The sequence below is a fragment of the Mumia flava genome (assembly GCF_002797495.1).
In the GTDB taxonomy this organism is placed as follows: domain Bacteria; phylum Actinomycetota; class Actinomycetes; order Propionibacteriales; family Nocardioidaceae; genus Mumia; species Mumia flava.
Genome location: NZ_PGEZ01000002.1, coordinates 58,834 through 84,230 on the forward strand (window position 1 = coordinate 58,834; position 25,397 = coordinate 84,230).

Below are 25,397 nucleotides of genomic sequence, written 5' to 3' on the forward strand. Positions count from 1 at the left end.
CGCATGGCACTCTGGTCCGCATGGCTCGTCGCCGTGCTCGCGCTCGTCGCGGCGGCGTACGCGGGGTGGCTGATGGTACGCAACCGCCCGGTCGACAACCCGCTCTTCTACCTGGCGTCCGTGCTCGAGGTCGCGCTGGTCGCACAGCTCGTCGGCGGCTGCATCGCGCTCGCACAGACCTCGCGCGCGGTCGAGGGGATCACCTTCGTCGGGTACCTGCTCACCTGCGTCGTGATCCCTCCGGTCGCGATCGTGTGGGGCGTGGCCGAGAAGTCGCGCTGGGGGACCGCGGTCGTCCTCGTGGCGATGCTCACGATCGCGGTCCTCGTGCTGCGCCTGGTCCAGCTGTGGAGCGGACATGTCTGAGGAGTCCGGAGGTGCGTCGGGGGCCGCGCCCGGCCGTGGGCAGCACACCGCGTCCGGCTTCGGCCGCGTCCTGGTCGCGGTCTACGCGGTCTTCGCGTTGTCGGCGACGGCGCGGTCGGTCGTCCAGCTCGCACTCGAGTTCGACGATGCGCCCGTCGCGTACCTCCTGTCCGCCTTCGCCGCGCTGGTCTACGTCGTCGCGACGGTGGCGCTGGTCAAGGGCGGGCCGAGGTGGACCCGGGTGGCGACGATCGCGATCTCGGTGGAGCTGGTCGGTGTCCTCGCGGTCGGCACGCTCACGGTGATCGACCCGGAGCTGTTCCCCGACGCCACCGTGTGGTCGGCGTTCGGGCAGGGCTACGGGTACGTCCCGTTGATCCTGCCGGTCGTCGGGCTCTGGTGGGTCCGGCGGCATCGAGGCGGCAGCGGGGCCACGGCCTCCCGATAGCGACCGACCGGTAACCTCGACCGGGTGAGCCAGCGCACCGTCATCACCTTCGGGACCTTCGACGTCTTCCACGTCGGCCACGTCCGCATCCTCGAGCGGGCCGCCGCCCTCGGCGACCGGCTCGTGGTGGGGGTGTCGGCGGATGCCCTGAACATCCGCAAGAAGGGCCGCGCACCGGTCTTCACCCAGGAGGAGCGGATCGAGATCGTGTCCGCGATGCGGGTCGTCGACGAGGTGTTCGTCGAGGAGAGCCTCGAGCTCAAGGGCGAGTACATCACGAAGTTCGGCGCCGACGTGCTCGCGATGGGCGACGACTGGAAGGGGCGCTTCGACGAGTTCGCGTCGCTGTGCGAGGTCGTCTACTTCCCGCGGACGCCGTCGGTCTCCACGACCGCGCTGATCGAGCACATCGCGACGAGCTCCTGAGCCGCTACGGGTCGTTGCGCTCGGTCGTGCGGCGCAGCTGCACGATCCGGACGACGACGAAGACCATCACCGCGGTGACGCCGACCAGCAGGACCGTCCTGGAGTAGGTCGACACGATCTCGCTGACGCGCTCCCAGTTCTCGCCGAGGCCGTAGCCGAGCATGATGAACAGGACGTTCCAGATCGCGCTGCCGGCCGTGGTGAGCAGCAGGAAGACCGGCAGACGCATCCGTTCGAGACCGGCCGGGATCGAGATCAGGCTGCGGAAGATCGGGATGAACCGGCCGAAGAACACGGCCTTCGTCCCGTGCCGTGCGAACCACGCCTCCGTCCGCTCGACGTCGGCGACCTGGACGAGCGGGAGCCGGTCGACGATCCGGATCAGCCGGTCGCGCCCGAACCACAGGCCGAGCCCGTAGAGCGCCAGCGCGCCGACGACCGAGCCGATCGTGGTCCAGATCATCGCGGCCGCGAGGTTCATCTTGCCCGCGCTGGCGGTGAAGCCAGCGAGCGGCAGGATCACCTCGCTGGGAAGCGGCGGGAACAGGTTCTCGAGCGCGATCGCGAGACCGGCGCCGGGAGCGCCCAGCCAGTCCATCATGTCCGTCGCCCAGCCGGCGATCCCGTCGATCTCGCTCACGGGCCGAAGCCTAGCGACCGGGTCCCAGCACGATCACCCGGGACGACCCTCACCCCGCGCGCCGCCGGCGCCGTCGCTCGTCCCATCGCGCCACCTCGTCGTCGACGTCGCGCGTCGCGGTGACGACCGGGGGACCGCCGCGGAGCTGGCGGCGTGCCTCGACGACCCGGCGGTTGAACGCGTCGACCGCGTCGCGAACCTGTGCGGCGCTGCCCAGCCGGTCGAGGCTGCCGTCCAGCGCGGCGTCGTCCTTGCGGAGCTGGAGGGCCTCCGGGAGGACTCCGGTGATCCGCTCGCGCTCGACGAGCCTGCGGACCCACCAGTCGGGGGAGCGGTCGTCGTCGATCCCGGGGATCGGCTTCCCGGCCAGCGGCAGGTCGTCGAACTCGCCCCGGTCCATGGCGGCGCGGATCTGCCGGTCGACGTACAGCACCTCGTCCACTCGCACCTGGTCCGGATCGACCCAGCCGGAGCGCTGCCGGCCTCGTCGCCGGTCGGCCTGCGGGCGATCCGCGGGAGTGCGGTCGTGGTTGCTGCGGTCGTGGTCGTCGGACATCGACATCCCTCCCGCCCCCAGGCTACGACGCCCCGGAAGCTCCCTGCAGACCCGTCACCGATGTCCTGATGCAGAACCGTCACCGAGGTCCTGGTGCATCGCGACGCGGAACTGTCACCGCCTCCCAGTAGCGTGGACACATGTTCGATACCGGTGCCACCGAGGCGGTCAGTGACCTGCTCGACGCGCTCGAGAAGGCCGTCGGGTCGGTCATCGGCCTCGCCCGGGTCGACGTGGCCGAGGAGGAGCCGACCGCGCTGGCGCTCGGTGCGGGCGAGGTCGACGTCGTCGCGGCGTGCGAGCGCGTCGTGCGGGTGGCGCACGGCCTTCAGCTCGATGCGGTCCTCGCGCTCGACGAGCGACGCCGGGCGACCGAGGGACGGCTGCAGGACGAGGAGACGATGGTGCGGTCGCTGTCGTCGGAGATCGCGCTGGCCCGCCAGGTCTCGAGCCCGGCGGGACGTTCGACCTACGCGCTGGCGCACCTGGCGACCCGGTTCCCGCGGATCCACGCGCTGCTGCGCGACGGGACGGTCTCCAAGGCCGTGGTCGAGGCGGTGTGCCGGGAGACCTCGGTGCTGTCGGCCGACGACTGCGACTGGGTCGAGGAGCGACTCATCGGTGACCTCCCGGGATGGGGCCCGCGTCGGGCCGCCGACGCGACGCGCGCGCTGGTCCTGTCGGTGGACCCGCACGCGGCGTACGAGCGGTCGGTCCGGGCACGCGAGGATCGCGGTGTGGGTGTGACACGTCATCCCGACGCCACGAGCACGCTCCACCTCCACGCGCCCGCGGAGCAGGTCGCCGCGGTCTACGCACGACTCGACCACGAGGCGTCGGCGCGGCGTGCGGACGGCGATGCGCGGACCATCACCCAGCTCATGGCTGACGTCGCCGTCGAGGTCCTGACCGGGGCGCCGGTCGGGGCCGAGGGTTGGTGCAGCGTCCCTGCGACAGTCGACGTCGTGATGCGCCCGGAGACGCTGTTCGGCGACGAGGACTCCGCCGGCGTGCTGCTGGGATACGGGCCGGTCCCGGCCGAGCTCGCGCGACGGCTGGCGACGGACGAGCGGGCCTGGTTGCGGCGGTTCTTCACCGACCGCGACGGGACCCGGCTGGTCGACTCCGAGTCGCGCCGGCGGCGGTTCCCCGCGGGTGTCGCGCGGGCGATCCGTGCGACCGACGGCCACTGCACCCGCCCGTGGTGCGACTGCGGCGGGCGCGACCTGGACCACCAGACACCGTACGCCGCGGGCGGCCTGTCGACCGCAGCGAACGGCGGACCCGTCTGTCGGACGGACAACCTCACGAAGGAAGCGCACGGATGGCGCGTCGACCGCGTGCACACGGACGTCGGAGAGGTGGTGCGGTGGCGCACACCGACCGGGCACTCCTATTCCGCTCCACGCCCGCGGGCGCCCGGTGCGTATCCGGGCACGATCCGGCCCCGGGGATCGGTTCCTGAGCACCAGCTGCGAGGTCTCGTGAACCGCGCGCGGGCGGACGAGCGGGCGGACACGGCTGCCGACGCGCGCGGCCGGCAACGACCCCGGGCACCCCCGACATGCTGACCCGCCGCACGAGGACGACCCGCCTGGCACAGTGGAGCCGTGACGACCTCGACCGGTAGCACTCCGAGCACCTTGCCGAGCCTGTCCGAGATCGAGGAGGCTGCGCGGGAGGTTGCGCGCGCCTTCGGGCCGACGCCGCAGCAGGAGTGGCCGATGCTGTCGGAGGTGGTCGGCACGACGAGCTGGTTGAAGCACGAGAACCACACGCCGGTCGGTGCCTTCAAGATCCGCGGTGGTCTCGCGTACGTCGCCGGGCTCGTCGACAGCGGAGCGCTGGAACGCGCCGGCGGTGGGACGAGGGGCCTGGTGTGCGCGACCCGTGGCAACCACGGCCAGTCCCTGGCGTACGCCGCGGCGCGGCACGGGCTCGAGCTGACGATCGTCGTCCCGCACGGCAACAGCCGGGAGAAGAACGCCGCGATGAACGCGCTGGGCGCACGGCTGATCGAGCACGGGGACGACTTCCAGGCGTCGCTCGAGCACGCCGCCGACCTCGCGACCGATCGCGACCTCCATCTCGTCCCCTCGTACGACCGCGGGCTCGTCGCCGGCGTCGCCACGTACGGGCTCGAGCTGATGCGTGCCGTGCCCGACCTGGATGCGGTCTACGTGCCGATCGGGCTCGGGTCGGGGATCTGCGGCCTGCTCGCCGCCCGCGACGCGCTCGATCGCGACGTCGAGATCGTCGGTGTGGTCTCGGCGCACGCCCCTGCGTACGCCGAGTCCCTCGCCTCCGGTCAGGCGGTGTCCGCGCCGGTCAGCACCGCGCTCGCCGACGGGATGGCGTGCCGCACCCCGAACGCCCAGGCGTTCGCCGTGATGCGTGCGAAGGTCCGGCGGATCGTTCGCGTGACCGACGAGCAGGTGGCGGAGGCGATGCGTGTGATCTTCGCGACGACCCACAACGTGGCCGAGGGTGCGGGTGCCGCCGCCGTGGCGGCCGTGCTCGCCGACCGCGACCGCGTGCGGGGGCGTACGGTCGCCGCGGTCCTGAGCGGCGGGAACGTCGACTCGGACGTGTTCGCGCGGGTGCTGGCCGGACGCGAGTGAGAGGGCCGAGGGGAGGACCTTAGGTCCCGGACTGTCGCATCGCAGGACCCTGGCCGTTCCCTCCCGCTCCGCGGGACGCTGACCGCGAGGAGGTGGCGGCGATGGGGAGCCGGACGAGAGGGATGTGCGTGGTCCTGGGCCTCGCGGTCGTGGCCGGGACGCTCCCGGTCCTGGCGATCGAGGGACTCCTGCGCGGCACGGAGGTGATGAACGGCTCGGCTCGCGGCACGGCGCTCGTCATGCTCCTGGTGGCCCTGCCGGTCCTGTTCGCGGGGATGCGGGCCGCGGAACGCTCGGTACGCGGGCACGCGGTCGCGATCGGCGCACTCGCGTACCTGACCTACAACGCGATGCTGCTCGTGTACGCGACTCCGTTCAACGTGCTGTTCCTGGTCTCCGTGGCCACGCTGGGGCTGGCGTTCTGGACGCTGGTGAGCGCTCTGCTCGACCCGCTGCCGCTGTTCGAGCCCGGGCCCGACATGCCGGTCCGGATGATCGCAGGTTTCATGCTGGTCGTGGTCACCCTCAACGCGCTCGCCTGGGTGGGCGCGGTGGTCCCGGACCTGGGCGAGCACCCGCCGGCCTTCCTCGAGGGGACCGGCCTGACGACCAACCCGATCTACGTGCAGGACCTGGCGTTCTGGCTGCCGGCTCTCGCCGTCGTCGCGGTGCTGCTGTGGCGGCGGACTCCTGCCGGCGGGTTCCTCGCCGGCGCCGGCCTCGTGTTCTGGCTGCTCGAGGCGATCGGGGTCGCCGTCGACCAGGTGCTCGGGCACGCGGCAGACCCCACGTCACCGGTCGCGACGCTTGCGGGTGCGTGGATGTTCGTCGTGCTGGCGGCAGTGACCGTGGTGCCGTTGCTCGCCTGGGTGCGGGCCGCGCCTGCGGCACGGACCGCCCGGGACGGGTCCGCCGTGCCACGATGGCGGGCATGACGAGCCCCGCCCGCAGCACGAGCAGAGAACGAACGACCCGCTGGACCGCGCCGGTGCGGTACGCCGAGACCGATCAGCAGGGCGTCGTGTTCAACGCGCACTACCTGACCTACTGCGACGAGGCCCTGGCCGCCTTCTGCATCGAGCGCGGCCTCGGGGCGTTCGCCGAGGACGTGATGCTGAAGTCGTCGACGCTCACCTGGGCGGCGGGCGTGCGGCACGGGGACCGCGTCGACGTCGACGCGTCGTGCGAGCGGGTCGGTCGGACGAGCCTCCTGATGCGCTTCGTGATCTCGGTCGAGGGCGCGATCTGCTGCGAGGTCGACACGACGTACGTGTACGCACCGGACGGAGAACCGATGGAGGTGCCGCACGCTGCCCGTGCCGTGCTAGTATAAGTTGCGACTTATATAAGGAGGACGGCATGGCTCTGCTCGAGGACCCGATCGCGACCGCGAGGCTGATGACCCGCGAGGTCCGCACCGGCGAGCGTGACGGCGTCGCCACCAGGATCGCGGTGGCGCGCCGGACGTACCGGACGGATCAGGCCGACCTGTGGGACGCCCTGACGGACGCCGAACGGCTGCCGCGGTGGTTCCTGCCGGTCTCGGGGGACCTGAAGGTCGGCGGCCGCTACCAGTTCGAGGGACAGGCGGGCGGCGTCGTCGAGGAGTGCGACGCGCCGCGGACGCTCGCGGTGACCTGGGAGTTCGGCGGCACGGTGTCGTGGCTGCGGGTGAATCTCCTTCCCGCCGACGACGGCACGACGTTCGAGCTCGTGCACGAGGCGGTCGTGGACCCGGACATGTGGGCACAGTTCGGACCGGGGGCCGTCGGCATCGGCTGGGACCTCGCGCTGATGGGGCTCGGCCTGCACCTGGACAGCGGTGCGGCGGTGGATCCTGCCGAGGGACTCCGCTTCCCGCTGACGCCCGAGGGGCTCGACTTCGTCCGCACGGCCGCAGCCGGCTGGTGCGACGCGGCGATCGCCGACGGGGACGACCCCGAGGCCGCCCGCGCGTCGGCTCAGGGATCCGTGACGTTCTACACCGTCGAGCCGGACGGAGCCTGACTATCGTGTCCGGGCGGAGCGCAGGTGCGTTGTTCGATGCGCTGGGCGACCCCGTCCGCCGTGTCGTCCTCGGGCTGGTCTCGGCGGGGGAGACCCCGGCGGGGGAGATCGTCGCCGCCGTCCAGCAGCACGCACCGATGTCCCAACCGGCGGTCTCCCAGCACCTGCGGGTGCTGCGCGATGCCGGACTGGTCTCGGTGCGTGCCGACGGGACGAAGCGGCTGTACGCCGTCGACCCCGAGGCGGTGTCGCGCGCGCGAGCGTGGCTGGAGTCGCTCGTCGACCCCCTCGCCGGGATCGAGCAACCGCTCGACGCGCTGGCGACCGAGGTGGCGCGCGGTCGACGCGCGGCACGGCGGGCGGCGCCGGCGGCGACACGGGCTGAGGACGCAGCCGCGGAGGCCGGCTGACCGCTACCGCGACAACGCGGCCTCGACCTCGAGACGACCGAGCTTCTCCGGGTTCCAGATGCCGAAGATCCGGGTGATCCGGCCGCCCTCGATCGTGAGGCTCACCGCGCCCGCGAGGTCGTCGCCCACGAGGATCCGCGCCCCCGGCGCCCCGTTGAGCGTCGCCGCGACCGCGGAGACCGGACCGCCGGCCCGGGCGTGGGCGACGGTGACGAGCTTCGCGATGCGGTCGGCGCCGATGATCGGGTGCCGTGCAGCAGGCGCCACACCGCCGCCGTCGGACAGGATCACCACGTCGGGTGCGAGCACGTCCATCAGGCCCTGCACGTCCCCGGTCGTGAACGCAGCGAGGAACTTCTCCACGACCACCTCCTGCTCGTCGCGGTCCACCGCGACCCGCGGGCGGCGGGCGGCGACGTGCTCGCGGGCGCGCCGCGCGATCTGCCGTACGGCCGCGGGCTTCTTCTCGATCGCCTGGGCGATCTCCTCGTACGGCGCGTCGAACACCTCGCGCAGCACGAACACGGCGCGCTCGGTCGGCGACAGGGTCTCGAGCACCGTGAGCATCGCGATCGAGACGTTCTCCGCCAGCTCGACGTCTTCAGCCACGTCGGGGCTGGTCAGCAGCGGTTCGGGAAGCCACTCGCCGACGTACGTCTCGCGGCGGCGCGACAGCGCACGGAGCCGGTTGAGCGCCTGGCGGGTGACGATCCGCACGAGGTACGCCCGCGGGTCGCGCACCCCCGACCGGTCGACGCCGTCCCACCGCAGCCAGCTCTCCTGCACCACGTCCTCGGCGTCGGCGACGGAGCCGAGCATCTCGTACGCGACGGTGAAGAGGAGGCTGCGGTGGGTGACGAACGGGTCGTCGCTCATGCCTGGGAGAGTACGGCCAAGGTGACCGGCGCGTCAGGTGCGACCGCGAGGGGCGGGAGACCGCAGGCGCTCGACAGGCCCTGCGCCTCGATCCCCAGGGCGATGTTCATCCGTGTGGTCAGATTCATCATCCCGATGCGCGCGCTGAGCTCGATCACGGCGGGGATCCCCAGGTCCTCGACGAGCTCGTCCACCATCACGTCGGTGACCGTCAGCGGCGTCTCGCTCATCGCCTCCGCGAAGGCGAGCACGCGACGCTCCGTCGGCGTGAAGACGTCGGAGTCCCGCCAGCGGGGGACCTCGCGGGCCTTCTCCTCGTCGAGGTTGTGGTCGTGCGCGAGGTAGTAGTGCAGGTCGAGGCAGAAGCTGCACCCGACGTGGGCCGAGACGGCCATGTTCGCGAAGGTCGCGAGGTTGGGGTCGACCTGGTCCCAGCCCTCGGCCTTGCGCCCCGCCTTCATCAGATCCTTCAGCACGTCCTGGTGGTGCCACAGCACCCCGAGCGACTCGGGGACCTGTCCGAGGATCTTGCGGCTCATCGTCTTCGCGAGCCACCCGTACAGTCCGGTGACCTCGGCTGCGGGGATGCGAGCGGTGCTCGTCATGTCTCCTCCTGGTGATCGTGGTCGGCTTCGGTGCCGTTGGCATGAAGACACCGGCCGGGCTCGTTCTGTGACACCGGCGCACAGCATCCCGGCAGGTCCGCGCGCAGGTCCCTACGCTGAGCGTCATGGGGACGGTCGACGACTACCTGGAGACCCTCGACGAACCGCGGCGCGGTGTGATCACGGCGCTGTACGCAGCCGCGCACGACGCCGTACCGGACGCCGAGCAGGGCAAGGGCTACGGCATGCCGGCGCTGGTGTACCGCGGCAAGCCGCTCGTGAGCGTGATGGCGACGGCGTCGCATCTCGCGCTCTACCCGTTCAGCGGGGAGATCGTGGGGGAGCTCGCCGACGAGCTGGCGGGGTTCGACGCGTCGAAGGGGACGATCCGGTTCCAGCCGGACGCACCGCTGCCGACGGACCTCGCCGTACGGATCGTCGAGGCACGCAAGCGGCAGATCGACCGGTAGAACCGGGGAGACTGCGGTAGAACCGGGGGAGGCTTGCGGATTCGCAACTGATGGTTGCGAATCCGCGGCTGCGGGCGTACGGTATTACGCAACCGATGGTTGCGAGTAGCCGGGAGAGCCGATGGAGTACGCCAGCATCGAACGCGAGATCCACATCGACGCGCCGCCGGAGGTGGTGTTCGAGGTGGTGACGCAGCCCGAGCACGTGCGCGTCTGGTGGGAGAACGAGACCGACATCCCGCCGACCCCCGGCGCGACGGGGGAGATGGTCTGGGGCGACGCCGACACCCCGCGGGCCCACGTCACGCCGATGACGGTGGTCGTTGCCGAGCCGCCCCGGCTCTTCACGTTCCGCTGGACCCATCCGGCGGCGGAGACACCCGTGGACGGCAACTCGCTGCTGGTGACGTTCGAGCTGGTTCCCGTCGGCACCGGGACGCTCCTGAAGATGACCGAGACCGGGTTTCGGGAGCGCGGATGGGAGACCGCGGTGCTCGAGGAGACGTACGCCGACCACGTGAGCGGCTGGGCCTACTTCGTGCCCCGCATCGCCGCCCGTGCCGAAGCCCTGGTGGCAGCGCGATGAGCGAGCCGGTCGACGACGCGCTCTGGTCCGCGATCGGCGACCCGACCCGGCGGCGGATGCTCGACCTGCTGCTCGCCGGCGGTCCCGGGACGGCGACGTCTCTGAGCGAGCAGCTCCCGGTGACCCGGCAGGCGGTCGCGAAGCACCTCGGCGTGCTGGACCGCGTCGGCCTCGTGGAGGCGACGCCGTCCGGGCGGGAGAGGCACTACCACGTCGACGAGGCCCAGCTCGAGCGAGCGGCGGCCCAGCTGAACGCCGTCGGCCAGACCTGGGACGCCCGCCTGCGGCGGATCAAGACGATCGCGGAGGCGATCCAGCGCGACCGCGAGGCCTGAGGAGCCCGCTCGCACCACCCCGTACTGCCCGCCGCGTCCGCGGTGGGAGGAATCCGTGCGCCCTCGCGCACTGACAGGAAGGACATCGGATGCTCAACATCCTGCACCGCGTCGGCGCCACGTCGACGTCTCCGGACGCCGCTTTCACGGCGCTGACCACCATCGACGGGCTCGCCGGCTGGTGGACCCGCGACACCACGGGCAGCGCGGACGTCGACGGCGTGATCGCGTTCCGGTTCCCGCCCGGCGGGTTCGACATGAAGGTGCTCGAGCTCGTCCCGGGCAAGCGCGTCCTCTGGGAGGTCGTCGACGGACCACCGGAGTGGATCGGCACGCACGTCAGCTTCGACCTCCGCCAGGAGGGGGAGTACACGATCATCCTGTTCGAGCACCGCGGCTGGGCCGAGGAGGTCGAGTTCATGTACCACTGCAGCACGAAGTGGGCGTCGTACCTGCTCAGCCTCAAGCAGCTGCTCGAGACAGGGGAGGGAGCCCCGTCGCCCGACGACGTGCAGATCAGCGACTGGCACTGACGACGTCCGCGGCTCGCGATCCGCGTCTCGGTCCGCCCGTCACCGATGAGTTCCTGTCCGGGGTCGCGTCGACCTTCGTAGAGACCGAAGGAATCGACACGGAGGAGGACGGCATGCGCCGACTTCTGCTGAACGAGAACATCACGGCTGACGGGCGGATCGAGATGCTGGACAGCTGGTTCGATCCGTCTCCGGAGGGCGATGTCGACGACCTGCAGGCGGAGCTCCAGCGGCAGGGCGAGGCGTCCGACGGGGTCCTGCTCGGACGTCAGACGTTCGAGGACTTCCGTGGGTACTGGCCGCAGCACACCGACGAGCCTGCCGGCGCCCACCTCGATCAGGTCGAGAAGTACGTCGTCTCGTCGTCGATGACCGATCCGCAGTGGCGGAACTCCACCGTCCTGGGGGGCGATCCTGTCGACGAGGTCCGTCGGCTCAAACTGACCGACGGCGGCGACATCGTGATGTCAGGGAGCATCACCTTGGCGCACGCTCTGCTGGCGGCAGGCGAGCTGGTCGACGAGATCTGCCTGTTCGTCTACCCGTACGTGCAGGGACGCGGACGCGGCCTGGTCGCGGACGGGACCGTGCTTCCGCGTCTCGAGCTGCTCGAGGCGCGGGGGTTCCGGTCGGGCGTGGCGATGCTGCGCTACGCGTGCGTGAGCTGAGCCGTGTGGCCCAGGGTGCGGCGCGTGGTTCGATGGCCCCATGACCGAGGGTGAGGCAGAATCGCGCGTCGTCAGCTCCAGCCGTGACATCGCCGCGGGACCGGCGGAGATCTTCGAGCTGATCGCCGACCCGGCCCAGCAGCCGCGATGGGACGGCAACGACAACCTGTCCGAGGCTGCACCCGAGCAGCGGGTGCGTGCCGTCGGCGACGTCTTCGAGATGACGACGACGAAGGGCCAGCTCCGCGAGAACCACATCGTGGAGTTCGAGGAGGCGCGCCTGATCGCCTGGCGGCCGGCCGAGCCGGGCCGCAAGCCCCCGGGCCACCTCTGGCGGTGGGAGCTGGAGCCGATCGACGACGCGACGACACGGGTCACCCACACGTACGACTGGTCGCAGCTGACCGACACCAAGCGGCTTCCGCGGGCGCGCGCGACCACGGCTGACAGCCTGCGCGCGTCGATCGACCGGCTCGCGGGGCTGGTGGAAGAGGGGCCCGACGGGGAGGCGTAGCCGACCGATGAGTTCCGGGCACCGAACGGGTCCGTGTGCCTGGCACCATGGCCGACCCGATCAGACGAGGACTGTGCGCGATGGCACGAGCTGACGACGACCGACTCTGGGACCTGGCGCGGATCGAGCGCGCGGCGCTCGTGAAGGACCTCGAGACACTGGACGCCGAGCAGTGGCGTCACGCGACGCTGTGCGGGCGGTGGGACGTGGAGGAGGTCGTCGCCCACCTCACGGCTTCGGGGAGCGTCGGCTCGTGGCGGTGGTTCCGCAGCATGATCGGCGCCGGCTTCCGGACCGACGTGCACAACCAGCGGCGGATGGAGGAGCACCGGGGGAGCGACCCCGCGGAGACGCTCGAACGATTCCGGGCCGTGGTCGACAGCACGACCGCGCCGTCGAGCCACACCCCGGCGTACCTCGGCGAGGTCGTCGTGCACGCGCAAGACATCCGTCGGCCCTTGGGACTGGCGCACCGACCGAGCGTCGAGGCGTCCACGCCCGTCGCGGAGTTCTTCGTCCGGCAGAACTTCACGGTGTCGAGCCGTACGCACGCCGCTGGGCTCCGGTTGAGCGCGGACGACGGGCCGTTCGAGGCAGGGGAGGGGCCGCTGGTGACCGGGTCCACGCTCGCGCTGGTGATGGGCATGGCAGGTCGCGACGCGTATCTCGACGAGCTCGACGGTCCGGGAGCGGCGCTGCTGCGGTCGCAGGTGCGGGCGGCCGCAGATCACCGGTAGTCGGCGAACAGACGCTGGGTGCTCCCGTCGACGGTCATGAATCCGCCGTACGGCACGATCCACTGCGGGCGGGTGTGCCCGAACGGTGGTCCGACCACGATGACGGCGTCGGGGTTGTAGCGACTCACGACCGCGATCGCCGCATCGCGCTGCTCGTCCCGTTTCGCGCGCCGTACCTCGGCAGGCGGCCGTACGACGAAGTCCGACGTCGGCGGACGCGCGACGACCACGGCCTCGACGGCTGCGAGAAGGCCGCGCTCGCCGAGCGACCGGAGGATCCAGCCGAACTCGCGGGCCGGCATCAGCTCCTCGGAGGTCTCGACCAGCAGGACCCCGCCGTCGAGGACCGCAGGGTCGGTGGGGAAGCGGCCCGCGGTGAGGATCCACTGGAGGACGTCGACGCAGCCGCCCCAGGTCCGGCCGGTGACGGTCCGTTCGGGCCCGGCCCAGGTCCACGGCTCGGTCGGTTCACGCTCACCGAACTCGGACAGCGAGCGAGGATCCTCCCAGTCGATGCCGATGTCCTCGGACTCGCCGGGTTCGACGAGCTCGAGGCGCTCACCCGTGAGCAGTGCCGCTCGGAGGCTCTGCTCGTGGACCGGATCGACGTGCGGGCCCGCTCCCAGGTGGACCTGGGTCGAACCGCCGTAGAAGCCCGGCACGCCGTGGCTCCACAGCCAGTTCAGGAGGTTCGTGTTGTCGCTGTAGCCGAGGAAGGGCTTCGGGTCGCGGCTGGCAAGCTGCGCGTCGAGGTGGGGGACGACCGTGATCTGGTCCTCGCCGCCGATCGTGGCGAGGACAGCACGGATCTCGGGGTCTCCGAACGCGGCGTTCAAGTCGGCCGCACGGTCCTCGGCTGAGGCGTCCAGGCGGCGTGTCGTCGGGTACTCGACCGGTACGAGTCCCGTGAGCGCGGCGAGTCGCTCGAGTGCCTGGTCGTGGACGGCCGGTGCCACGGCGGGCGCGGCGAACGAAGGGGAGAGGACGGCGACCTTGTCGCCAGGCTGGGCCTTCGGAACCGACACGAACTCCATGCCTCGACGGTAGGGCGTGTGTCACCTGGTTTTCGGGTCGTCCGCGGCGTCGAGGCGGTCGAGGACGCGAGTGCTGAGACGCTCGTACTCGCGCTCGACGCGGTGAGGGCCGGTCGGTCGTTCGACCATCTGCCTGCCCGTCACCAGCTCGTCAGCGCCGAACTGCTCGCGAGTCAGATCGATCTCCGTGCCGTCCGCGAGCCGGTTCCACCAGTGGTAATCGACCTGTTGCCCGCCGACGTGCACCTCGCCGCGTACGAGCTCGCCCCCGAGGAAGTCGTGGACGACGAGCACGGTCGTGATGCACTGACCGCGAGCCGGGTTCTGTGGGCTCCACGCCGGACGGTCCTCGGGTGCGCACGTGTCGGCATCCCAGGCGTCGCGCAGTGCGCGAGTGAGCTCCTCGAGGGTTACGGTGCGCGCGGTCGACACCGCGTCAGTCTAGGTGCAGGGAGTTGCGTGCGGTGGTCAGTCGCTACAGAATGACATAATGTCGCTTATCGGCGCACCAGGGAGCCCGCGGCGGTGCCTCGCACGGCGGGCCCCTCGGTTCGCCATGCGGTCAGCAGGCGTACGTCGCCCGACGCTGCGACGAGGTCGACGTCGCGTACCGAGACTGCGGCCGCGCAGCGCCTTCCGGCGCTGCGCCTAGCGGCGAAGGTCTCCGCCGATCACGCGAGCGAGGTCCACCGACGCCTCGATCTCCGCACGACGGATCGACACGCTCTCCACGTTGACCCCGAACGGGACGCCCATGCGTCGGCAGAATCCGATCAGCTCGCGCGCGGCGCCGAGCGCGTGCTCGTACGACGCCTGGAGCGTGTCGTCGGCGTGCCGCAGGTCGTTCTGGATCCACCTCGGCACGTCGACACCGAGCCAGTCCAGGAACTCCATCGTCTTCAGCGATCCGCACACCGAGAACGTGAACACGATCGGCACGGGATCGAGGCCGCGCGCGACGCACTCGTACCGATAGTCGGAGACGAGGTTCTTCGCGGCATTGGCGTCGTAGACGACCTGCGTGACGAAGAACGAGCAGCCGGCTTCCTGCTTCGCGATCAGGCGAAGGTGCTCGTCTCCCCTGCGGGTGTGGCGCTCGGGGATCGCGACTCCCCCGAGCCTCAGGTCGGGTCGGGTCTGCGCCCACAGCTCCTGAGCGCGTACGAGCGAGGTCGCCGGCTGCGCGTGTCGCGACGACGCGCCGACGAAGACCGTCAGGGCGCGGTCGGCGTCCTGCGCCTCCAACCACGCACGGAGGTCGTCCTCGTCGTACTTGCCGACCGCCCGGTACACCACGACCGGTGTGGTCACGTCCGTCAGGTGCTGGGCACGGAACGCCGCCGGGTCCATCGTGGGCAGGAACGGGAAGGGCCGTTCCGCCGGGTTGCGGTTGCTCTCGTCGTCGATGTCGTAGAGGACGAGCCCGTCGAGGCGCAGCGGAGCGAGGCGCTCCTGCGTCACGTCGGCGATCTCCCGGGCCCGCTCACGCGTGACCGTGACCCGAGGAGGAGTCACAGCGAAGAACAAGAGCTCGCTCCCCCGTGCCGCGATCCGTTGCGCCAGGTCCATGGGCCGAAAGTAGCGGACCGCCGGCCGCTCAGCGCCTTCCGCCGGCGTTCGTGGGCCCTGGTCTCGTGACGATCGCGGACTACCGGAACACGATGCCCGCGCGGACCCGGCTTCTCATGGCCATGATGGCCTGATGACGGTCTACTCCGGCACTCAGGAGTTCGAGGGCGCGACCTTCGTTCGAGCAAGCTTCAAGGGAGCCACCATGCGGTTCTCCGACGTCAGCGGTGTCACGATGCGCGGCGTCGACCTGGACGGCCTCGACATCGACAGCCACGACCTGGCCTTCGGCAGCCTCGTCGTCAACGGCGTCGACGTCGTGCCGATGGTCGAGGCCGAGCTCAACCGCCGGTTCCCCGGCCGCGAGCTCCAGTCGGCGCAGACGCCCGAGGGACTCCGCGAGGGCTGGGTGGCCGCGCAGTCCGCGTGGCGCGAGACCGTGACAGGCACGCCGCCCGAGCTCCGCGACGCTCACGTCGAGGACGAGTGGTCCCTGGCGCAGACGTTGCGGCACCTCGTCCTCGCGACCGACGCCTGGCTCCGTGGCGCGATCCTGCGTCTGCCGCAGCCGTTCCACGAGATCGGCCAGATCTTCACCGGCGCCGAGCAGATGGGCTTCGACACCTCGATCTTCCGTACGGACCCGGCGTCGTACGACGAGATCCTCACCGTGCGCGCCGACCGGCAGCAGCAGGTCACCGACTTCCTGGAGTCGGCCACGCCGGAGCTGCTCGCTCAGGAGCGCGACGACCCGTGGGGCAACGACTGGCATCCCAGCGTCGGCGACTGCGTACGCGTGATCCTGGAGGAGGAGTGGGCGCACCTGCGCTACGTACGCCGGGATCTCGCGCGTCTGCGCTGATCGCGCGCGCGTGCCTTGATCTCCTCGATGACCGCGGTCTTCGCGTCGGCGTACGCGTTCATGTCCGCCCAGTCGCGCGCGACCAGATCCCGCTTCGTCGCCTCGTAGAGCCGACGGTCGGCCTCGTCGACCCGAAGGTGGTCCCGCAGCAGCAGGTGGTCGTCGGCGGCCGGGTCGTCCGGCTCGAGGATGTGGACGTGCACGTCCCGCTCGGTCGTCCGAATCATCCGGTGGCCCGGCTCGCGCACGCGCAGGACGTAACCGGCCGCCAGCAACGGCTCGAGGTAGTCCTCCTCCGCGGTGATGTCGGGCACCGTGAGCTGGACGTCGATGATCGGCTTGGCGGCGAGTCCCGGCACCGAGGTCGAGCCGATGTGCTGGACGTCGACCACGCCGCCGCCGACCGCGTCGCGCACCCGGGACTCGTGGGTCGCGTACGCGACCGCCCACGCCGGGTCGTGCTCGACCAGGAACAGGTCGCGCCGCTCGACTCCCCCGACGAGCTCGAGGTCGGTCACGTCGTCGCGACGGCGCGTGCGGGTCTCGCGAGTTTCGTCCACGAGCAGCACACTAGTCACGTGCCTGACGACGACATCGCTACCGGCCAGCTCCGTGGCGCACGCATCCACCTGAGCGACCTGGCCGGGCTCGAGATCCGTGACTGCGACGTCAGCGGCCTCAAGATCGTCGACTGCTACGGGGACCGCGTCGCACTGAGCGGCGCGTTCGAGCGTGTGCTCGTCAACGACGTCGACGTCACGGCCTACGTCCAGGCCGAGCTCGATCGGGTGGAGCCCGCACGTGCGCTGGCACGCGACGCCGACTCCCCCGACGACTACCGGTCGACCTGGGACGCACTGGAGTCCGTGTGGGACGCCACGATCGAGCGCGCTCGCCGGTTGCCCGAGGCCGCGCTGCACGAACGGGTCGACGGCGAGTGGTCGTTCGTCGAGACGCAACGGCACCTGCTGTTCGCGAGCGACGCGTGGCTCGGCAACGCGGTGCTCGAGGAGCACGCCCCGTACCACCCGCTCGGCTGTCCGGCCGACGGGATGCCCGCCGCGGACACGGCCCGGCTCGGGCTGACGCTCGACGCCGAGCCGACGCTCGAGGACGTGCTCGCGCCACGGCGTGCACGCATGGCGACGATGCGCGCGACCGTCGGGCGACTCACGGACGACGAGCTCGACCGGGTGTGCGGCCGCAAGCCCGCCGACCCGTACCCGGACCAGACCTACGTCGTGCGCCGCTGCCTGAAGGTCGTCCTGAAGGAGGAGGCCGAGCACCATCGGTACGCGGTGCGCGACCTCGCGGTGCTCGAGGGTCGCCCCGCGCCTGCGTGAAGGCGTTCCGCGCCGACGTGATCGCCTGACATACGCTTCCAGGCGATGAGCAGGAACACGGACTTCGAGGACGAGATCTTCACGGCCCTCGCCGACGGCGTCGACGACGGTGTGGCCGACGACGACGGCGGGCTCTCCGAGTACGCGCTGGAGCGCGAGGCGGCGAGCTTCACCCGGCACGTCGGGTCGTTGAGCGCGACCAAGGTCGCCGACGGCCTGCTCGATCCCAAGCTCGTGCTCAGCTGGTTGCTGAGCCACCTCGGCGCCTCCAGCTTCTTCACCGGCCTGCTCGTCCCGCTCCGCGAGGCCGGATCGCTGCTCCCCCAGCTCGTCATCGCGCCACGGGTCCACGCGCTCGCGCGCCGCAAGTGGGCCTGGGCGGCCGGCTCGCTGGTCCAGGGGCTCGCGTGCGCCGGGATCGTGGTCGCCGCACTCACCCTGGAGGGCAACGCCGCCGGGATCGCCGTCTGCGTGCTCCTGACGATCCTCGCCGCCGCCCGCGCGGCCTGTTCGGTCAGCCACAAGGACGTCCTGCGCAAGACCGTCGGCAAGACACGGCGCGGGTCGTCGACCGGCTTCGCGTCCTCGGCCGCATCGGTCGGCGTGATCGTGTTCGCCGTCCTGCTCATGATCGGCGCTCCCAGCCGGTACGTGCTCGTCGTCGGAGCGCTGACGCTCGCGTCCGTGCTGTGGATCGGTGCGGCTGCGCTCTTCGCGACCATTCCCGAGGAGGCGTCGCACAGCGAGACCGACCGCGCCGTGTGGAGCCAGCTGTCGCTGCTGCGCGAGGATCCGCAGCTGCGTCTGTTCATCGTGGTGCGGGGACTGCTGACCGCGACCGCCCTCGCTCCCCCGTACCTCGTGCTGCTCGCCTCGTCCGGCGCTCGCGACTCGCTCGACCAGCTCGGCGCGCTGGTGCTCGCGTCCGCGCTGGCCTCGCTCGTCAGCAGCTACGTCTGGGGGCGGCTCAGCGACCGGTCCAGCCGCGCCGTCCTGCAGCGGTCCGGGATCGCCGCGGCCGTCGCGCTCGGCGCCGCGCTCGGGCTCGCCGCCGCCGGCCTGGCCGACACGCTGTGGGCGATGCCGGTCGCGCTGTTCGTCCTCATGATCGCGTACGAGGGTGTTCGGCAGGGCCGATCGACCTATCTCGTGGACATGGCGCCCGCCGATCAGACCCCGGCGTACACGGCGGTCGCGAACACGGTGATCGGAGTCGTCCTGCTCGCATCGGGTCTCTTCGGGGCCCTGGCGTCGCTGGCGGGCGTCGAGGTGACCGTGGCGCTGTTCGCCCTGATGTCGCTCGGCGCTGCGGTCGCGGCGATCCGCCTGCGCGAGGTCGAGCACCGACGCTGAGGCCAGACGGCGACGCGATCACGCCGGGTCGGGTGCGCCGCCGGCCTCCGGCGGGCCGTCGAGGCGCCGCAACCGCAGCTCGAGGATGCCGGTGGCGTACGCGCGCGGCGGCCGGAGCTGCTCGAACCGCGTCGGTGCGGAGCCCTCGGGGAACAACCGCTTGCCGGTCCCGATCACGACCGGGCACACCCACAGGTTCAGCTGGTCGACGAGGTCGGCACGGAACAGCGTCCGGAGCAGGTCGGCGCTCCCCCACGTGTGGATCTGCTCGTGCCGGGTCCGCAGCTCCCGGACCTCGGGCTCGACGTCGCGCAGCTGCGTGCTCGCGCGCCAGGTGAGGTCGGGCGTCCCCCGCGACGCGACGTACTTCGGGATCCGGTCGAACGCCTGTCCGATCGGGTCGGTCTGCCCGGGCCAGTAGTCACGGAAGATGTCGTACGTCACCCGGCCCAGCAGGAGCGCGTCGGACGCCTGCGCATCGAGCTCGAGCCGGTGGTTGGCCTCGTCGTCCCAGTACGGCCGCTCCCAGCCGCCGTACGCGAACCCGGCGTCCTGCGGCGTCGGGCCGCCGTTGGCCTGGATCACACCGTCCAGCGTCGAGATGATGTTGACGTGGAGCTCGCCCATGGTTCCGCCTCCCGGTCGTCGGATCTCGTCAGGGCTGACCCTGCGTGTCCGCCGAACTCATCGGCCGGCTCTCCGGCCCCGGTCACCCGCGCGCGAGGGCGAAGTCGACGGCGGCCACCGCATGGAGCGCGGTCGTCGGGAAGACGGGCACGTCGACGTCGCCCTGCCCGACCAGCAGCTCGATCTCGGTGCACCCGAGGATCACGCCCTGCGCGCCGCGCTCGACCAGGCGATCGATGACCTCGACGTACGCAGCGCGTGACGCGTCCCGGACGACCCCCTGGACGAGCTCGTCGTAGATGATGGCGTGGACCGTCTCCCGATCCGCTGCATCCGGCACGATCGTCTCGATCCCGCGGTCGGCGAGACGGTCGGGGTAGAGCGGGCTGCTCATGGTGTAGCCGGTCGCGAGCAGGGCCACCGTGGTGACGCCGGCCGCCGCGATCGCGTCGGCGGCGACGTCGACGATGTGGAGCAGCGGGATGCTCACGGCGTCGGTGATCCGGTCGGCGACCAGGTGCATCGTGTTGGTGCAGAGGACCAAGCACTCCGCGCCGCCCGCCTCGAGCGCCGCTGCCTCGCGGGCGAGGAGCTCCCCCGCGCGGTCCCAGTCGTCGGCGGCCTGGAGCGCCTCGACGTCGTGGAAGTCCACCGACGCCATCGTGCAGAGCGCCGAGTGGAAGCCACCGAGCCGGTCCCGCACGTGCTCGTTCACGAGCTGGTAGTAGAGCGCCGAGCTCTCCCAGCTCATCCCGCCCACCAGTCCGATCCTGCGCATGGTCTCGAACCTACCCCGCCGGCGGACCGATGAGTCCGCGACCGCGAGCCGGTCGGACAGTAGGACGAACGACCCCACGAAGGGAACTGTCATGTCCGACTTGATGATCGACTGCATCACGTCTCTCGACGGATTCGGGGCGGCGGAGGGGTGGCCGGGACTGTGGGGGCTGGGCGGACCGGAGTACTTCGAGCTGCTCGAGACCGATCCCCACCGCCACGACACGCTGCTCATGGGTGCCACGACGTACCGCCTGTTCGAGGAGTTCCTCCGGACCGGAGAACCGGGGATCGAGGCGCTCGCGGAGATCCCCAAGGTCGTCTTCTCGAGCACGCTCACCGAGCCGCTCGCATGGGAGCGCACGACGCTCGTCTCCTCGGACGCCACAGAGGCGGTCCGGACGATGAAACGGGAGTCCGACGCGGGTCTGCGGACGCTGGGGAGCCCGACGCTGTGCCGCTCGCTGCTCGAAGCCGGGCTGGTCGACCGGTACCGCGTCGTGGTGTTCCCGGTCGTCAACGGCGCCACAGGTCAGGACCGGATGTACGACGGCTGGCCGGACGTCGCGCTCGACCTGATCGAGTCGCGCACGCTCGACGGGCGGCTGCAGCTCCTCGAGTACGCACCGACGGTCCTCGACGGCCCGCCGGGGACGGACGCGACCGCATGACGGAAGCGTCCTAGGCTCGGGGCGTGGACGTACGTCGGATCGCGATGTGGTCGGGGCCCCGCAACCTCTCGACCGCGCTGCTGCGCAGCTTCGAGAACCGTCCCGACTGCTCGGTCGTCGACGAGCCGCTCTACGCCGTCTACCTGGCAGCGACCGGGCTCGACCACCCGGGACGCGACGACGTCCTCGCGTCGCAGTCGCAGGATCCGGATGCCGTCCTCGCGGAGCTGACGCAGGGGCCGGTGGCGACGCCGCTGCAGTACCAGAAGCACATGACGCACCACCTGCTCCCCGGCATCGCGCGCGAGCCGCTCGCCGTGCTCACCCACGCGTACCTCGTCCGTGACCCCGAGCGGGTGCTCGTCTCGTACGCGAAGGTGCGCGAGGAGCCCACGCTCGACGACCTCGGGCTCCCCCAACAGGTCGAGCTGTACGAGACCTTCGGCGGACCCGTCGTCGACGCCGCCGACGTCCTCGCGGAGCCGCGCGGCACGCTGACAGCACTGTGCGACGCCCTCGGTCTCGCGTTCGACGAGGCGATGCTGTCGTGGCCGGCCGGGCCGCGCGACAGCGACGGCGTCTGGGCGCCGCACTGGTACGCGGGGGTGGCGGCCTCGACCGGGTTCGCGACGGACTCCCCCGGCTCGGGCGACCCCTTGCCGTCCCGCCTCGAGCCGTTGCTCGAGCAGTGCCGCCCGTACTACGACGCCCTCGCGCCGTACCGCCTCTCCCCCGCCGACCCTTCCTCCGCCGACCAATTCTCCGCCGACCAGGAGCCCTGATGCTGCAGACCTACGACCCGCGCAACGACGATCTGCTGATCGGGATCGACGACAGGATCGTGCACCGTGACACCGCCGGTGTGAGCCCGTTCGACTCGGTGGTCCAGGGTGGCGACGCCGTGTGGGAGGGTCTGCGGCTGCACGGTGGGCGGATCTTCAAGCTCACCGAGCACCTCGACCGCCTGCGCCGGTCCGCGCAGGCTCTGGCGTTCGCCGAGATCCCCGGCCACGACGCGATCACGGCACGGATCTGCGCGGTGCTCGCCGCGAACGCAATGACCGACGACGTCCACATCCGACTGACCCTCACCCGTGGCGTCAAGCTCACGTCCGGGATGGATCCACGCCTCAACACGGGTGGGCCGACGCTGATCGTCCTCGCCGAGTTCAAGTCGCCGGTCTACGACGACACGGGGATCACGCTCGTGACGTCGTCGGTGCGGCGCCACCGGCCCGACTCGCTCGACCCCAAGATCCACCACAACAACCTCCTCACGTCGATCCTCGCGAAGATCGAGGCGAACGTCGCCGGCGCCGACGACGCGCTGATGCTCGACGACGACGGGTTCGTGGCCGAGACGAACGCGACCCACGTCTTCCACGTCGGCGGCGGCGTCGTCCGGACGTCGAGCACCCGGGCGTGCCCAGAAGGCATCACGCGCGAGACCGTGCTCGAGATCTGCGAGGCCGAGGCGATCCCGTACGAGGTCGGCGACTTCTCGCTCCCCCAGGTCTATGCCGCGGACGAGGTCTTCGTGACCGGCACGATGGGCGGCGTGACGCCGGTGGTCGCGGTCGACGGGCGCACGATCGGCGACGGCACTGCGGGGCCGGTGCTCGCCCGGATCGCCGAGGCGTACGCCGCGCGGACGGCCGCGGAGGGCACCCCGGTGGTCTGACCTGCGCCACACCGGCGTTGCGGGACCTCCCGCCCTTTCCAATGTATAGCCGACCCCGGGGCTTGAATCAAGCCCCAGTCCTTGACGCACAATCGTCCTTCGTGAGCACCAGCGCCTTCGATCTGCCCGCCCGCCTGGCCGCCAAGACCGACCCCGACCTCATCGCCGACGACGAACGACACTTCGCCGCGATCGCCCGCACGATCGACGCCACGATCGCCGACCTGACCGAGCGTCTCGAGACCGAGCGCAAGCGCCCCGGCGGCACCGGCCAGGAGGTGATGGATCGCGACCTCGAGGTCCACCGCCTCACCTCCCGGCTCCGCACGCTGCGGAGGTTCGGGCTCGACCTGTGCCTCGGGCGGGTGGTCCCCGCCGACACCGGCCGTGACGGCGACACCGACGGCGAGCCGGTGTACGTGGGCCGCCTCGGCCTCACCGACGCCGACGGGCGCAGGCTCCTCGTCGACTGGCGCTCGCCTGCTGCCGAGCCCTTCTTCGGCGCGACCCACGCCGATCCGATGGGACTGGCGAGCCGGCGCCGGTACCGGTGGACCGACGGCCGGATCACCGACTACTGGGACGAGGCGTTCACCGCCGAAGGGCTCGAGCGCGGCATCGCCCTGGACGACGAGTCGGCGTTCGTCGCCAGCCTCGGCAGCAGCCGGTCGCCGCAGATGCGCGACGTGCTCGGGACCATCCAGGCCGACCAGGACGCGATCATCCGCGCCGGGTCGCGTGGTGCCCTCGTGGTCGACGGCGGCCCGGGCACCGGCAAGACCGTCGTCGCCCTGCACCGCACCGCGTACCTGCTCTACGCGGACCCTCGGCTCGGGCACCGGCGCGGTGGGGTGCTGTTCGTCGGCCCGCACCGGCCGTACCTGTCCTACGTCGCCGACGTCCTTCCGAGCCTCGGCGAGGAAGGCGTCCAGACCTGCACGGTGCGCGATCTCGTTCCCGAGGGTGCCGAGGCCGGGCCCGAGCTCGACCCCGAGGTCGCCCGGCTCAAGGCGTCGGTCGACCTCGTCCGGGCGATCGAGCCCGCGGTCGGGCTGTACGAGGAGCCGCCGACCCGCACGCTCGTCGTCGAGACCCCGTGGTCGGAGGCCAGGCTGACTGCGGCCGACTGGGCCGAGGCGTTCGACGCGCCCGATCCCGGGACGCCGCACAACGAGGCACGCGACGACGTGTGGGAGGCGGTGCTCGACATCCTCGTCGACCAGCACCACGCCGCCACGGACGACGAGCGCGAGGACGACCGCGAGGCCGGCGACATGTTCGACGCGTACGGGATCGCCGGTGAGGATCCCGACGCCCAGGTCCGGGAGGCGTTCGCGGCGAGCGACGAGCTCGTCGACGCCTTCGGCCGCGCCTGGCCGCTGATCGAGCCGACGGACCTCGTCGGCGACCTGTGGACGGTGCCCGCGTACCTGCGCCGCTGCGCGCCGTCGCTGGCGCCGGACGAGGTCGGGGCTCTGCAGCGCGACGACCCGAACGCCTGGACCGTCTCCGACCTGCCCCTGCTCGACGCCGCCCGGCAACGGCTCGGAGACCCCGAGGCGTCGCGTCGGCGGCGGCGCCAGGAGGCCGCCGACGCCGCCGAGCGCGCCCGGATGGCCGACGTGATCGGGGACCTGATCGCGTCGGACGACTCCGAGATGCACGTGATGTCGATGCTGCGGGGCCAGGACCTGCGCGCCACCCTGGTCGACGAGGACGCGCTCCCGCCCGCCGACCCGGACCTGCTCGCGGGGCCGTTCGCCCACGTCGTCGTCGACGAGGCCCAGGAGCTGACCGACGCCGAGTGGCAGATGCTGCTGTCCCGCTGCCCGTCGGCCAGCTTCACGATCGTCGGCGACCGCGCCCAGGCGCGGAACGGGTTCACGGAGTCGTGGGAGGAACGGCTGCAGCGGATCGGGCTCGACCGGGTCGAGCGCACCTCGCTCGGCATCAACTACCGCACACCCGCGGCCGTGATGGCTGCGGCCGAGCCGGTGATCCGCTCCGTGCTCCCCGACGCCAACGTGCCGACGTCGATCCGGCGCACCGGCGACGCCGTCGTCCACGGGTCCAGCGCGGACCTCGACGGGCTGCTGGCGGACTGGCTCGCCGAGCACGCCGAGGGCACCGCCTGCGTGGTGGGACACCCGACGTATCCGTCGACCGACGAGCCGACCGGACGGGTCCGGTCGCTCGCGCCGGAGCTCGTGAAGGGCCTCGAGTTCGATCTCGTGGTCCTGGTCGACCCCGACCGGTTCGGCGACGGCTACTCCGGCGCCGTCGACCGCTACGTGGCGATGACCCGGGCGACGCAGCGCCTGGTCATCCTCACGAGCACCCGGTGAGGGTGCGCTCTCAGAGGTGCTTGCGGCGGAGGTCGTAGTGGCGCGAGTGCTCGTCGAAGCGCCGCAGGACCGCCCGCGCCTGCGGCGGGACGACGGAGCCGTGCGGGTCTCCCCCGGTGAAGCGTGCGACGGCGTCCAGGTCGGCGAAGCGCATCGCGGTGAGGAACTCGCGCTCTCCCCGCTCCTCGTCGGCCCGTCTCGTCCACACTTCGAAGCTCTCGAGGCCGCCGAGCCTGCGCGCCACGATGCCGGGGGCCACGTCCTCGTCGAGCACGCGGTCGTAGTCGGCGGCACCCTCGGGGGTGGTCCAGCCGCTCCAGAGCCTGAGAATCATGGG

Annotated in this window: 34 protein-coding genes; 23 read left to right on the top strand and 11 right to left on the bottom strand. The window is 71.5% G+C overall.

Annotated elements, in window-relative coordinates:
• Window positions 1-3: 3 nt before the first annotated feature.
• From CLV56_RS14405 to CLV56_RS14415, 3 genes are read left to right on the top strand one after another with little or no spacing between them, the layout of a single operon-like run.
• Window positions 4-366: a hypothetical protein gene (locus CLV56_RS14405; RefSeq protein ID WP_039361824.1), complete on the top strand. Its 363-nt coding sequence runs from the start codon at window positions 4-6 to the stop codon at window positions 364-366.
• The gene (locus tag CLV56_RS14410) at window positions 359-814 is read left to right on the top strand and encodes a hypothetical protein (RefSeq protein ID WP_039361827.1); all 456 of its coding nucleotides are present in this window, start codon (window positions 359-361) and stop codon (window positions 812-814) included. The genes CLV56_RS14405 and CLV56_RS14410 overlap by 8 nt, the downstream gene beginning before the upstream one ends.
• A gap of 24 nt (window positions 815-838) precedes the next feature.
• On the top strand, window positions 839-1,240 hold the full coding sequence (locus CLV56_RS14415) for an FAD synthase family protein (protein WP_039361830.1): 402 nt from the start codon (window positions 839-841) through the stop codon (window positions 1,238-1,240).
• A 4-nt stretch (window positions 1,241-1,244) separates the two neighbouring features.
• Here the strand turns inward: CLV56_RS14415 and CLV56_RS14420 are convergent, their stop codons facing one another.
• Window positions 1,245-1,880 carry a DedA family protein gene (locus CLV56_RS14420; RefSeq protein WP_245857946.1) on the bottom strand — a complete coding sequence of 212 codons (636 nt, stop codon included), beginning with the start codon at window positions 1,878-1,880 and terminating at the stop codon, window positions 1,245-1,247.
• Between the two features lie 49 nt (window positions 1,881-1,929).
• Window positions 1,930-2,436 carry a DnaJ family domain-containing protein gene (locus tag CLV56_RS14425; RefSeq protein ID WP_211288155.1) on the bottom strand — a complete coding sequence of 169 codons (507 nt, stop codon included), beginning with the start codon at window positions 2,434-2,436 and terminating at the stop codon, window positions 1,930-1,932.
• A gap of 140 nt (window positions 2,437-2,576) precedes the next feature.
• Between CLV56_RS14425 and CLV56_RS14430 the strand changes: the two genes are divergently transcribed.
• The 6 genes from CLV56_RS14430 to CLV56_RS14455 all read left to right on the top strand — a co-directional run bounded on the left by CLV56_RS14430 (window position 2,577) and on the right by CLV56_RS14455 (window position 7,474).
• On the top strand, window positions 2,577-4,007 hold the full coding sequence (locus tag CLV56_RS14430) for an HNH endonuclease signature motif containing protein (RefSeq protein ID WP_039361832.1): 1,431 nt from the start codon (window positions 2,577-2,579) through the stop codon (window positions 4,005-4,007).
• A 39-nt stretch (window positions 4,008-4,046) separates the two neighbouring features.
• Window positions 4,047-5,057: a threonine dehydratase gene (locus CLV56_RS14435; RefSeq protein ID WP_039361834.1), complete on the top strand. Its 1,011-nt coding sequence runs from the start codon at window positions 4,047-4,049 to the stop codon at window positions 5,055-5,057.
• 122 nt (window positions 5,058-5,179) lie between these two features.
• Entirely contained in the window at window positions 5,180-5,992 is an 813-nt protein-coding gene (locus tag CLV56_RS14440) for a hypothetical protein (RefSeq protein ID WP_039361836.1), read from the top strand.
• Window positions 5,989-6,390 (top strand): acyl-CoA thioesterase, encoded by a 402-nt coding sequence (locus CLV56_RS14445; protein ID WP_100415195.1) that lies wholly within the window; start codon window positions 5,989-5,991, stop codon window positions 6,388-6,390. The genes CLV56_RS14440 and CLV56_RS14445 overlap by 4 nt, the downstream gene beginning before the upstream one ends.
• Before the next feature lie 26 nt (window positions 6,391-6,416).
• Window positions 6,417-7,064, top strand: coding sequence for an SRPBCC family protein (locus CLV56_RS14450; protein WP_039361840.1), 648 nt, complete (start codon window positions 6,417-6,419; stop codon window positions 7,062-7,064).
• A 5-nt stretch (window positions 7,065-7,069) separates the two neighbouring features.
• Complete coding sequence (locus CLV56_RS14455) at window positions 7,070-7,474, top strand: ArsR/SmtB family transcription factor (RefSeq protein WP_039361842.1); 405 nt, start codon at window positions 7,070-7,072, stop codon at window positions 7,472-7,474.
• A gap of 3 nt (window positions 7,475-7,477) precedes the next feature.
• On the opposite strand, the gene CLV56_RS14460 is transcribed toward CLV56_RS14455, so the two are convergent.
• Together CLV56_RS14460 and CLV56_RS14465 are read right to left on the bottom strand one after the other, a co-directional pair.
• Complete coding sequence (locus CLV56_RS14460) at window positions 7,478-8,350, bottom strand: RNA polymerase sigma-70 factor (RefSeq protein WP_039361845.1); 873 nt, start codon at window positions 8,348-8,350, stop codon at window positions 7,478-7,480.
• Window positions 8,347-8,955, bottom strand: coding sequence for a carboxymuconolactone decarboxylase family protein (locus CLV56_RS14465; RefSeq protein WP_039361848.1), 609 nt, complete (start codon window positions 8,953-8,955; stop codon window positions 8,347-8,349). Before CLV56_RS14465 ends, CLV56_RS14460 begins: the two co-directional genes overlap by 4 nt.
• Window positions 8,956-9,080: 125 nt before the next feature.
• On the opposite strand from CLV56_RS14465, the gene CLV56_RS14470 reads away from it, so the two are divergent.
• From CLV56_RS14470 to CLV56_RS14500, 7 genes are all read left to right on the top strand, one after another.
• Complete coding sequence (locus tag CLV56_RS14470; RefSeq protein ID WP_039361850.1) at window positions 9,081-9,425, top strand: iron chaperone; 345 nt, start codon at window positions 9,081-9,083, stop codon at window positions 9,423-9,425.
• 121 nt (window positions 9,426-9,546) lie between these two features.
• The gene (locus tag CLV56_RS14475) at window positions 9,547-10,011 is read left to right on the top strand and encodes an SRPBCC domain-containing protein (protein WP_039361853.1); all 465 of its coding nucleotides are present in this window, start codon (window positions 9,547-9,549) and stop codon (window positions 10,009-10,011) included.
• Window positions 10,008-10,346, top strand: a complete 339-nt coding sequence (locus CLV56_RS14480) for an ArsR/SmtB family transcription factor (RefSeq protein WP_039361856.1) — start codon at window positions 10,008-10,010, stop codon at window positions 10,344-10,346. Before CLV56_RS14475 ends, CLV56_RS14480 begins: the two co-directional genes overlap by 4 nt.
• Window positions 10,347-10,435: 89 nt before the next feature.
• Entirely contained in the window at window positions 10,436-10,879 is a 444-nt protein-coding gene (locus CLV56_RS14485) for an SRPBCC family protein (RefSeq protein WP_039361860.1), read from the top strand.
• Between the two features lie 113 nt (window positions 10,880-10,992).
• Window positions 10,993-11,547, top strand: coding sequence for a dihydrofolate reductase family protein (locus tag CLV56_RS14490; RefSeq protein ID WP_039361863.1), 555 nt, complete (start codon window positions 10,993-10,995; stop codon window positions 11,545-11,547).
• A gap of 40 nt (window positions 11,548-11,587) precedes the next feature.
• Window positions 11,588-12,061: an SRPBCC family protein gene (locus tag CLV56_RS14495; protein WP_039361866.1), complete on the top strand. Its 474-nt coding sequence runs from the start codon at window positions 11,588-11,590 to the stop codon at window positions 12,059-12,061.
• Between the two features lie 80 nt (window positions 12,062-12,141).
• Window positions 12,142-12,798 (top strand): maleylpyruvate isomerase family mycothiol-dependent enzyme, encoded by a 657-nt coding sequence (locus CLV56_RS14500; protein WP_039361868.1) that lies wholly within the window; start codon window positions 12,142-12,144, stop codon window positions 12,796-12,798.
• Here CLV56_RS14500 and CLV56_RS14505 read toward each other — a convergent pair.
• The 3 genes from CLV56_RS14505 to CLV56_RS14515 all read right to left on the bottom strand — a co-directional run bounded on the left by CLV56_RS14505 (window position 12,789) and on the right by CLV56_RS14515 (window position 15,401).
• The gene (locus CLV56_RS14505) at window positions 12,789-13,832 is read right to left on the bottom strand and encodes a S66 family peptidase (RefSeq protein WP_039361873.1); all 1,044 of its coding nucleotides are present in this window, start codon (window positions 13,830-13,832) and stop codon (window positions 12,789-12,791) included. The two genes, CLV56_RS14500 and CLV56_RS14505, sit on opposite strands and share 10 nt — an antisense overlap.
• A 21-nt stretch (window positions 13,833-13,853) precedes the next feature.
• Entirely contained in the window at window positions 13,854-14,264 is a 411-nt protein-coding gene (locus CLV56_RS14510) for a YunG family protein (RefSeq protein WP_039361878.1), read from the bottom strand.
• Window positions 14,265-14,480: 216 nt separating this feature from the next.
• Entirely contained in the window at window positions 14,481-15,401 is a 921-nt protein-coding gene (locus CLV56_RS14515) for a methylenetetrahydrofolate reductase (protein ID WP_039361879.1), read from the bottom strand.
• A 133-nt stretch (window positions 15,402-15,534) separates the two neighbouring features.
• On the opposite strand from CLV56_RS14515, the gene CLV56_RS14520 reads away from it, so the two are divergent.
• The gene (locus CLV56_RS14520; protein ID WP_039361882.1) at window positions 15,535-16,263 is read left to right on the top strand and encodes a DinB family protein; all 729 of its coding nucleotides are present in this window, start codon (window positions 15,535-15,537) and stop codon (window positions 16,261-16,263) included.
• Here the strand turns inward: CLV56_RS14520 and CLV56_RS14525 are convergent.
• Window positions 16,230-16,823 carry a GrpB family protein gene (locus CLV56_RS14525; RefSeq protein ID WP_039362194.1) on the bottom strand — a complete coding sequence of 198 codons (594 nt, stop codon included), beginning with the start codon at window positions 16,821-16,823 and terminating at the stop codon, window positions 16,230-16,232. The two genes, CLV56_RS14520 and CLV56_RS14525, sit on opposite strands and share 34 nt — an antisense overlap.
• 18 nt (window positions 16,824-16,841) lie before the next feature.
• Between CLV56_RS14525 and CLV56_RS14530 the strand changes: the two genes are divergently transcribed.
• Together CLV56_RS14530 and CLV56_RS14535 are read left to right on the top strand one after the other, a co-directional pair.
• On the top strand, window positions 16,842-17,606 hold the full coding sequence (locus CLV56_RS14530) for a DinB family protein (protein ID WP_039361884.1): 765 nt from the start codon (window positions 16,842-16,844) through the stop codon (window positions 17,604-17,606).
• 45 nt (window positions 17,607-17,651) lie between these two features.
• Window positions 17,652-18,959, top strand: a complete 1,308-nt coding sequence (locus CLV56_RS14535; protein ID WP_039361886.1) for an MFS transporter — start codon at window positions 17,652-17,654, stop codon at window positions 18,957-18,959.
• An 18-nt stretch (window positions 18,960-18,977) separates the two neighbouring features.
• Here the strand turns inward: CLV56_RS14535 and CLV56_RS14540 are convergent, their stop codons facing one another.
• Complete coding sequence (locus tag CLV56_RS14540; protein WP_039361889.1) at window positions 18,978-19,586, bottom strand: dihydrofolate reductase family protein; 609 nt, start codon at window positions 19,584-19,586, stop codon at window positions 18,978-18,980.
• Window positions 19,587-19,668: 82 nt separating this feature from the next.
• A complete protein-coding gene (locus CLV56_RS14545) occupies window positions 19,669-20,364 on the bottom strand; it encodes an aspartate/glutamate racemase family protein (protein WP_039361891.1) in 696 nt (231 codons plus the stop codon).
• A gap of 91 nt (window positions 20,365-20,455) precedes the next feature.
• Here CLV56_RS14545 and CLV56_RS14550 point away from each other — a divergent pair, with 91 nt between their 5' ends.
• From CLV56_RS14550 to helR, 4 genes are all read left to right on the top strand, one after another.
• Window positions 20,456-21,034 (top strand): dihydrofolate reductase family protein, encoded by a 579-nt coding sequence (locus CLV56_RS14550; protein ID WP_039361894.1) that lies wholly within the window; start codon window positions 20,456-20,458, stop codon window positions 21,032-21,034.
• Between the two features lie 23 nt (window positions 21,035-21,057).
• Entirely contained in the window at window positions 21,058-21,816 is a 759-nt protein-coding gene (locus CLV56_RS14555; protein WP_245857948.1) for a sulfotransferase-like domain-containing protein, read from the top strand.
• Window positions 21,816-22,715, top strand: coding sequence for an aminotransferase class IV (locus CLV56_RS14560; protein WP_039361897.1), 900 nt, complete (start codon window positions 21,816-21,818; stop codon window positions 22,713-22,715). Before CLV56_RS14555 ends, CLV56_RS14560 begins: the two co-directional genes overlap by 1 nt.
• Before the next feature lie 101 nt (window positions 22,716-22,816).
• Window positions 22,817-25,060: an RNA polymerase recycling motor ATPase HelR gene (helR, locus tag CLV56_RS14565; protein ID WP_039361899.1), complete on the top strand. Its 2,244-nt coding sequence runs from the start codon at window positions 22,817-22,819 to the stop codon at window positions 25,058-25,060.
• A 10-nt stretch (window positions 25,061-25,070) separates the two neighbouring features.
• On the opposite strand, the gene CLV56_RS14570 is transcribed toward helR, so the two are convergent.
• A complete protein-coding gene (locus CLV56_RS14570; RefSeq protein WP_039361901.1) occupies window positions 25,071-25,394 on the bottom strand; it encodes a hypothetical protein in 324 nt (107 codons plus the stop codon).
• Window positions 25,395-25,397 lie beyond the last annotated feature (3 nt).